Source organism: Synechococcus sp. R55.2 (assembly GCF_047462075.1).
In the GTDB taxonomy this organism is placed as follows: domain Bacteria; phylum Cyanobacteriota; class Cyanobacteriia; order Thermostichales; family Thermostichaceae; genus Thermostichus.
Genome location: NZ_JANSIH010000108.1, coordinates 1 through 8092 on the forward strand (window position 1 = coordinate 1; position 8092 = coordinate 8092).

8 protein-coding genes are annotated in these 8092 nt (G+C 64.4%); 7 read left to right on the forward strand and 1 reads right to left on the reverse strand.

Annotated elements, in window-relative coordinates:
• Nucleotides 1–236 precede the first annotated feature (236 nt).
• A complete protein-coding gene (gene serA / locus NW838_RS03895; protein WP_414427527.1) occupies nucleotides 237–1814 on the forward strand; it encodes a phosphoglycerate dehydrogenase in 1578 nt (525 codons plus the stop codon).
• A 42-nt stretch (nucleotides 1815–1856) separates the two neighbouring features.
• Here the strand turns inward: serA and NW838_RS03900 are convergent, their stop codons facing one another.
• The gene (locus NW838_RS03900; protein WP_414427528.1) at nucleotides 1857–2306 is read right to left on the reverse strand and encodes a hypothetical protein; all 450 of its coding nucleotides are present in this window, start codon (nucleotides 2304–2306) and stop codon (nucleotides 1857–1859) included.
• 256 nt (nucleotides 2307–2562) lie between these two features.
• On the opposite strand from NW838_RS03900, the gene dnaK reads away from it, so the two are divergent.
• The 6 genes from dnaK to NW838_RS03930 all read left to right on the forward strand — a co-directional run bounded on the left by dnaK (nucleotide 2563) and on the right by NW838_RS03930 (nucleotide 8035).
• Nucleotides 2563–4464 carry a molecular chaperone DnaK gene (gene dnaK / locus NW838_RS03905; RefSeq protein WP_414427529.1) on the forward strand — a complete coding sequence of 634 codons (1902 nt, stop codon included), beginning with the start codon at nucleotides 2563–2565 and terminating at the stop codon, nucleotides 4462–4464.
• A gap of 52 nt (nucleotides 4465–4516) precedes the next feature.
• On the forward strand, nucleotides 4517–5602 hold the full coding sequence (gene dnaJ, locus NW838_RS03910; protein ID WP_414427530.1) for a molecular chaperone DnaJ: 1086 nt from the start codon (nucleotides 4517–4519) through the stop codon (nucleotides 5600–5602).
• Complete coding sequence (locus tag NW838_RS03915) at nucleotides 5599–5994, forward strand: heat shock protein transcriptional repressor HspR (protein WP_414419122.1); 396 nt, start codon at nucleotides 5599–5601, stop codon at nucleotides 5992–5994. Before dnaJ ends, NW838_RS03915 begins: the two co-directional genes overlap by 4 nt.
• On the forward strand, nucleotides 5981–6469 hold the full coding sequence (gene tsaE / locus NW838_RS03920; protein WP_414427531.1) for a tRNA (adenosine(37)-N6)-threonylcarbamoyltransferase complex ATPase subunit type 1 TsaE: 489 nt from the start codon (nucleotides 5981–5983) through the stop codon (nucleotides 6467–6469). Before NW838_RS03915 ends, tsaE begins: the two co-directional genes overlap by 14 nt.
• Nucleotides 6448–6948, forward strand: a complete 501-nt coding sequence (locus NW838_RS03925) for a hypothetical protein (RefSeq protein WP_414427532.1) — start codon at nucleotides 6448–6450, stop codon at nucleotides 6946–6948. The genes tsaE and NW838_RS03925 overlap by 22 nt, the downstream gene beginning before the upstream one ends.
• A 544-nt stretch (nucleotides 6949–7492) precedes the next feature.
• Nucleotides 7493–8035, forward strand: a complete 543-nt coding sequence (locus NW838_RS03930; RefSeq protein ID WP_414427533.1) for a Uma2 family endonuclease — start codon at nucleotides 7493–7495, stop codon at nucleotides 8033–8035.
• The last annotated feature ends 57 nt before the right edge of the window (nucleotides 8036–8092 follow it).

Sequence of the window (8092 nt, forward strand, 5' to 3'; positions counted from 1 at the left end):
TAACGCTTCAGCACTCCAAACAGGTCAGCGCGCGGCTCCCCTCTCCCACAGCGTGGGAGAGGGGCTGGGGGTGAGGGCGAAAAAAGCGCGTCTGTTCCCCACGCAGCGAACCCAAGTGCTGTACCCTTATCAGAACCTTTAGGGAGGGGGGCAGAGCCACGCTTCCGCTTGCCCGAATACCCTCGTGCAACAAGCCTGCAGGCATGAGTATACCCCATGAGGTACACTCTCGAATAATGCGCGTGCTGGTGAGCGATTCGGTGGCGGAAGAGGGCTTGGCGGTCTTGCGCCAAGCGGCGGCGGTGGACTACCGTCCGAACCTACCGCGTGAGGCGCTGCTGGAGTGTATCGGCGAGTACGACGCGCTAATGGTGCGCTCGCAGACGCGGGTGGACGCAGAAGTGATTGCGCGGGGCGTGCGCCTGAAGGTCATCGGGCGCGCGGGCGTCGGCGTGGACAACATCGATGTGGACGCCGCCACACAGCGCGGTATCGTGGTGGTCAACTCGCCTGAGGGCAACACCATCGCCGCTGCGGAACTCACGATGGCGCACCTGCTCGCGCTGGCGCGCTACATCCCGCAGGCAGACCGCTCGCTGCGCGCGGGCGAGTGGAAACGCACGCAGTTCACAGGCGTTGAACTCTCGCGCAAGACGCTGGGGATTATCGGCATGGGCAAGATCGGGCGCGAGGTGGCGCGGCGCGCCCGCGCGTTCGGCATGCGCATCGTCGCCTATGACCCCTTCGTGCCCGACGCGCATATGCGTCAACTGGGCGCGGAGCCTGCCACACTGGAGACACTGCTGCGCGAGAGCGACTTCATCACCCTGCACGCGCCGCTGACCCCCGAAACGCGCGGCTTGCTCAACCGCGAGCGGCTCGCGCTCACTAAGCCTGGCGTGCGCATCATCAACTGCGCACGGGGCGAGCTAATTGACGCCGAGGCGCTTGCAGAATTCATCGAGTCGGGGCATGTGGCGGGCGCGGCGCTCGATGTGTTCCCCACCGAACCGCCGCCGCCTGACCTGAAGCTCTTGCACCAGCCGCAGAATGTGCTGACCCCGCACTTGGGCGCGTCCACCGTCGAGGCGCAGGTGAAGGTCGCCGTCGATGTGGCGGAGCAGATTGTGGCGGTGCTACAGGGCGGCGCGCCACGCAGCCCCGTGAACCTACCGCCGATTCCTGCTGAGCTGATGGCGCGGGTGGAGCCGTATCTGGAGCTGGCAAAGCGCATGGGCATCCTGCACAGCCAGCTCGCCGATACGCCGATTGAACGCCTGCACGCGGTCTTCTCGGGCGAGTGGGGCGACCTTCCGTTGGACCTGGTTGCGCGCGCCGCGCTCGCAGGACTCCTCCAGCGCACGACGGATACGCCCGTGAACTTGGTGAACGCGCCGCTGATTGCCCAGCAGCGCGGGGTGCAACTGGAGTGGAGCGTGCGCCCCGAAACGGAACTCTACCCTGACACACTCACGCTCACCGCGTACACGCAAAGCGGCGCGCAGAAACTCACGGGCACGGTCTTCGGGCGCGCCGACCTGCGCATCACGCACCTGAACGACCTGTTCGTGGACATCCGCCCCGAAGGCATCCTGCTGTTGACGGAACACCAGGATCGCCCGGGCATCATCGGGCGTGTGGGCACGCTGCTGGGCAACTATCAGGTGAACATCGCGGGGATGCATGTGGGGCGCGAGTCGATGGGCGGGCGCGCGGTGATGATTCTGCAGGTGGATAACCCGATTCCGCCCGAAGCGTTCGCGCAGATTCGGCAGTTAGAGGGTGTGGACAGCGCGCAAATAGTAGGGTTTTAGGCGCGGGGGAACGCGCGGCGTTGGGCGTTCCCGTGTTATCGGCTACGGACAGCCTTGGAACGGCACATAGACTTTGCCATCCAGCGCCATGTTCTCGTACCACTGCGGGCGCGGAATGCCTATCGTTAGTTTGGCGTGCCCATCGGCGTAGGCAGCCATCTGACCTTTGGTGACGCCCTCCCAGCGACAGTCAGGCGCGCCGCGCCAGCCGCCGCGAGATTTGTCGGTGTGGCGGCTGTAGTCCGAGTCGGCGTCCCAGAAGAGCCAGACTCCTGCAGGGTTATCGATGGCGGCTTGCGACACGCCTGCCAAGTTGCCGCGACAGTTCGCGGGCGTGTTCGGCGGGCAGTCGGTCGTCAGGCGCGACTTATAAGCGTAGGAAGTGCCCGCGCCGCGATAGCTGGGGTCGCCCGTGCTGAACTGATCCTGCTCCCATACGCTGGGGCGCGGCTCCGACGGGCAGAACCAGAATGGCAGAATTGTGCGCCCCACGTTTTTGGCAGTGTGTTAAGAGACGCGAACTGCTGTGGGTGTTCAACAAACGCGGGAACCACAACCCCACAAAAGCCCCCGAATCGGCTTCGCCAAATGAGTTCGCGTGTATCCGTGCCACTACTTGACAATAATGCACTCAAGTCAGGTATAATGCATACGCTCAGAAAACGGGAACTTTTCCCCCGCGCGTGAGGTATCGAAGGCTGTGGAAACTTTCCGCAGCGCACGAAAATGACGATAGGAGGCACTGACTATGGGTAAGGTTGTTGGGATTGACTTAGGGACGACGAACTCGGTGATTGCCGTGCTGGAGGGCGGCGAGCCTGTGGTGATTCCGACGGCGGAGGGCGGTCGCCTGTGCCCGTCGGTGGTGGGCTTCACCAAGACGGGCGAGCGGCTGGTGGGCGCGCCTGCCAAGCGCCAAGCCGTCGTGAACCCCGAAAACACGATTTTCTCCATCAAACGCTTCATCGGGCGACGCTACGACGAGGTGGAGGAAGAGCGCAAGCGCGTGCCCTACAAGGTGGTCGCCGACAGCAAGGGCGACGCGGCAGTGCAGATCCCCGCGCTCGATAAGACGCTGCGCCCCGAAGAGATCTCGGCGATGGTGCTGCAGAAACTCAAGGCGGACGCCGAAGCCTACTTGGGCGAAAAGGTGGACGCGGCGGTGATTACCGTGCCCGCCTACTTCAACGACGCGCAGCGCACCGCCACCAAAAACGCGGGCGAAATCGCGGGGCTGAAGGTGCTGCGCATCATCAACGAGCCGACCGCCGCCGCGCTCGCCTACGGACTGGACAAGAAGAGCAACGAGACCATCCTCGTGTTCGACCTCGGCGGCGGCACCTTCGATGTCTCGATTCTGGAAGTCGGCGACGGCGTGTTCGAGGTGAAGTCCACTTCGGGCGATACGCACCTTGGCGGCGACGACTTCGACCAGCGCATCGTCGATTACCTCGCCGACGAGTTCAAGAAAGAGCACGGCATCGACCTGCGCCAAGACCGCCAGGCGCTGCAACGCCTCAAGGAAGCCGCCGAACGCGCCAAAATCGAACTCTCCACCGTGACGACCACCACGATCAACTTGCCGTTCATCACGGCAGACGCGAGCGGACCCAAGCACCTCGATATGACGCTCACCCGCGCGAAGTTCGAAGACCTGTGCGCCGACCTGTTCGAGCGGCTCAAGGGACCCATCTTCCGCGCGTTGGAGGACGCTGGTCTCAAGCCGAGCGATGTCGACGAGGTGGTGCTGGTGGGCGGCTCGACGCGCATCCCCAAAGTGCAGGAGATGGTGCGCCAGATCACGGGCAAGGAGCCGCATAAGGGCGTCAACCCCGACGAGGTGGTCGCCATCGGCGCGGCGATTCAGGCGGGCGTGCTGTCGGGCGAGGTCAAGGACATCGTGCTGCTGGATGTCACCCCGCTCTCGCTGGGCATCGAGACCAAGGGCGGCATCTTCACCGTGCTGATCCCGCGCAACACGACCATTCCGACGCGCAAGAGCGAAATCTTCACCACCGCCGCCGATGGGCAGACCAGCGTGGAGGTGCGCGTCTATCAAGGCGAGCGACCGATGGCGCGCGACAACAAACTGCTCGGCGTGTTCCACTTGGACGGCATTCCGCCCGCGCCTGCAGGCGTGCCGCAAATCGAGGTGACCTTCGACATCGACGCCAACGGCATCCTGCAGGTCTCGGCGAAAGACCTCGGCACGGGACGCCAGCAGAGCATCCGCATCACAGGCTCGACGAACCTCACGCGCGAGGAGGTGGAGCGCATGGTGCGCGAAGCGGAGGCGAACGCCGAACGCGACCGCCAACTGCGCGAGCAAGCCGAGCAACTCAACCGCGCCGAACGGCTCGCTATCGATACCGAGCGACTGCTCAAGGAGCAGGGCGAGGCGATTAGCGCAAGCGACCGCGAACGCGCTGAGACGCTCATCCGCGACATCCGCGAGGCGATTCAGCAGCAGAACGCCGAACGCGCCATCAGCCTGATGAGCGAACTGGAGAGCCTGACCTACCGCATCACGGAGCAACTCTACCAGCAGCGCACGGCAGGCTACGCCAGCGACACAGGCGCAACCGCAGGCGCGACCAGCGGCACAAGCGGCGACGATGTGATCGACGCCGAGTACCGCGAGGAGAAGTAAACGCCTATGGCGCGGCGGCGACCCCGCCGCGCCCCTGTAGGGGGTGAAACCGATGCGCGACTTCAAGGACTACTACCAGGTTCTGGGCGTCTCGCGGGACGCCGACGAGAAGGAAATCAAGGCGGCGTACCGCAAACTCGCGCGCAAGTATCACCCCGATGTCAACCCCGGCGACAAAGCCGCCGAAGAGAAGTTCAAAGAGATCAACGAAGCGTACCAAGTACTGTCCGACCCTGAAAAGCGCGCAGCATATGACCGCTACGGCGAGCAGTGGCAAGCCTATCAGCGCATGCGCGAGCAGTACGGCGAGAACTTCCAGCCAGGCGGGTTCGAGTCGCCGTTTGGGGGCTTCGGCGACTTCGGCGAATTCATCGAGAATCTGCTGCGTGGGGGAGGCTTCGGCGGCGGGCTGCGCGTGCAACGCGCCCCGCGCGACATCGAGCAAACGCTTGAGATTAGCCTGCAGGACGCCATTCGCGGCGCAACCCGCACGATTCAGGTCAGTGTGGAGGAGCCGTGCAGTGCGTGCAACGGCACAGGCGTCGCGCCGAACCGACGGCAAACCTGCCGCGCGTGCGGCGGCACGGGACGCCGACGGTTCGGCATGTTCGGGCTGGAGATGCACTGCGACGAGTGCGACGGCACAGGCGTCGTCGGCGCGCCGTGCCCGACTTGTCGCGGCACAGGCGCCGTGATGCGCACGCGCACCCTCACGGTCAACATCCCCGCAGGCATCGCCGAGGGGCAGCGCCTGCGCCTGACGGGCGAGGGCGCGGCAGGCGCGAACGGACAGCGCGGCGACCTTTATCTGCGCATCAAACTCGCGCCCGACCCGCGCTTCGAACGCAAAGGCGACGACCTCTACACCGAAGTGGACATCGACTACCTGACGGCGATTCTGGGCGGCGAGGTGCAGGTGGAAACGCCGCACGGCACGGTCAAGATGCGCGTCCCCGCAGGCACGCAGAGCGGGGCGCGCTTCCGCCTCACAGGCAAAGGGCTGCCGCTGGGCAAGGGCACTATCGGCGACCTGTACGCCCGCGCGCGCATCATCGTGCCTAAGCACCTTAGCACCCGCGAGCGCGAACTGCTCGAAGAGTTGCGCCGTCTCCGCGCGGCACAGGAGGTGAAGGTATGAAGGACAAGAAGACGCCTTCGGACGAGCCGGTGTACCTGATTAGCGTCGCGGCGCGCATGTGCGGACTGCACCCGCAGACGCTGCGCCTGTACGAGCGGCTGGGGCTGGTGCAGCCGCACCGCGTGGGCAACAGCAAGCGTCTCTACTCGGAAGCGGACATCGCCCGCCTGCGCCGCATCCAACGCCTGACCCAACAGATGGGCGTGAACCTCGCAGGCGTCGAAATCATCCTGCGCCTGCTGGAGCGCATCGAGCAGATGAACCGCGAGATGTCCGAAGTCGTCGCGCAGACCAACATGCGCATCCTGCAACTGATACACGAGCATAACCTGCCGATTGACCCGCAGGTGCTGCTGATTCGCTTTGAGCGCTACGAGGATGACCTCGACTGAGTTTGTTTCGGACAGCCCTGCGTCGACGGAGGCGTTCGCGGCGCAGTGGGCGGGCACGCTTGCGCCCGACACGGCAATCCTTCTGCGGGGCGACCTTGGCGCAGGCAAGACGACTTTTGTGCGCGGGCTGGCGCGCGGGCTGGGCATCACGGAACCTGTGCGCAGTCCGACCTTCACCCTCACGCACGAATATACGATTCAACAGCCCCCTACCCTGCGCGGGCTGCCGCTGTTTCACATCGACCTGTACCGCATCGAGACCGCCGCGCAGTTGCACACGCTGGGGCTGGACGAGATCTTCGAGCGCAGTGGCGTCGCCGCGATTGAGTGGGCGGAGCGGCTTGAACTCTGGGGCGAGTCGCTGCCTGTCGCGCATCTATGGGGTGTGCGCCTCATTCCGACGGGCGACGCCGAGCGACGCATCGTCATCGAGTGCCTGCAGAAACCGCCTGCTTGCGCCGATACTACCCCCTGATGGCGCAGGTACGCAACCGTCAGGAGCCACGCACGACGCTGGAAGACGCCTTCAGGGGTGCCGCCGAACCCGAACCCGAACGCGATGTGCTGACGCAGCACCTGTGGGAAGCTATCCCGCCAGAGACGCTGCGCAGCCTCACCCCCGACCAGTACCGCGCAATACGGCAGGCGTTCCACACCGCACCAAAGCGCCACTGGCTCGACATCCGCGGGGTCATCCCCCTCTACTTCACGCAGTTCTACTTCGTGTTCCTGCTGGGACCCGATCGGCGGCGCGAGTCGCGCGAGGTGTTGTACGAGCGTCGGCAAGCCGTGCGCGAGGGCACAGCCAAACTCGTCGGGGGCGTCGCGCTTGCGGTGTTTCTGACGCTGCTGTCGCTGAGCGCATTCGCGCTGTGGTATCTGGTTAAGTGCCTCGTCGGGGCGGACATCGTGCCTGGCTTCAGCCTCAGCCAGTATCTGCGACAGATGTTTTGATGGGCTGGATGACCAATATACCCCGTAGTTTTACGGGATTTTGCCGAAATTCGCCTTAACACCCCCTTAACCTCTTGACAAACGGGGCGGCGATGTGGTATATTATAAGCGTCGTTGGGGAAACCCGACGGCGTAGCCCGAGTGCAGAGGCGATGTCCCTGCCGCTGGGAACCTCGCGCAGTCTGTATCCGCAACGCTGCGCAAGCAGCCTGCGTAAGGCGCGCGAGGAGTTATGCGGAAGCCTGCGCCCCAGCAAAGGCGACCGCAAGCAGCGGATAGGAACGCTCGGAACCAGACGCGCCCACTCGAGGAGTGATAGGACGCCTTCGGATCGGCGGCAACGTCGGTCAAGGCTCCGAAGCTTCGAAGCGACGCTCTGTGGGAAGGCGGCTCCGAAAAGGGCAGAGCCAACGCCTCGGGCGTTTTCTATTTAAGCACGCCTCTTTGGGGGTATACTGTGGCTATGGCGAAAGTGCTGTCGCGCCCGAAGCCTACCGCGCGTGGACAATCTCCACGCCCCTTCACCCGCGCTGAACTGGAGCGGATGTACGACGCGGGCATCCTGCGCCCCGATGAGAAGATCGAACTCATCGGCGGCGAACTTATCCCAAAGGAGCTGCCCATGAAAAGCGCACACGCCACTGCGATTAGCTTGTGTGAAGAGGCATTACGGCAAGCATTTAGTCAAGGCTATGTGGTTCGCGGGCAGTTGCCGTTGGCGCTCAGCGAGCGCGACCAGCCGCTGCCCGATGTCGCTGTGGTGGAAGGCAGCATCCGCGACTTTGCCCGTGCGCATCCTACCCGCGCCGTGCTGGTGGTGGAAGTCAGCGAGGCGACGCTGCGCTTAGACCGCCATACGAAAGCCAGCCTCTATGCGTGGGCAGGCATCCCCGAATACTGGATTGTGAACCTTGTGGAGGGCGTGTTGGAGGTGTTTCGCGAGCCTGCGCCGATGGCAGGGCGCGCTTACGGCTACGGCTATCAGCAGCAGGCGGTCTATCGGTCGGGCGAGGCGATTGCGCCTGTGGCGCAGCCCGAGGCAGTGATTGCTGTGGACGACCTCTTGCCCCCGCGCGAGGCGGAGTAATACGAATTGCCGAGCCAAAGTTCATAAAAGCACGGATAAACCAGAACCCCCTCCTTA

What these genes read in the sequence shown, in the direction of transcription:
- serA (WP_414427527.1), top strand. Translation starts at nt 237, where the DNA reads ATGCGCGTGCTGGTGAGCGATTCGGTGGCGGAAGAGGGCTTGGCGGTC.
- dnaK (WP_414427529.1), top strand. Translation starts at nt 2,563, where the DNA reads ATGGGTAAGGTTGTTGGGATTGACTTAGGGACGACGAACTCGGTGATT.
- dnaJ (WP_414427530.1), top strand. Translation starts at nt 4,517, where the DNA reads ATGCGCGACTTCAAGGACTACTACCAGGTTCTGGGCGTCTCGCGGGAC.
- NW838_RS03915 (WP_414419122.1), top strand. Translation starts at nt 5,599, where the DNA reads ATGAAGGACAAGAAGACGCCTTCGGACGAGCCGGTGTACCTGATTAGC.
- tsaE (WP_414427531.1), top strand. Translation starts at nt 5,981, where the DNA reads ATGACCTCGACTGAGTTTGTTTCGGACAGCCCTGCGTCGACGGAGGCG.
- NW838_RS03930 (WP_414427533.1), top strand. Translation starts at nt 7,493, where the DNA reads ATGTACGACGCGGGCATCCTGCGCCCCGATGAGAAGATCGAACTCATC.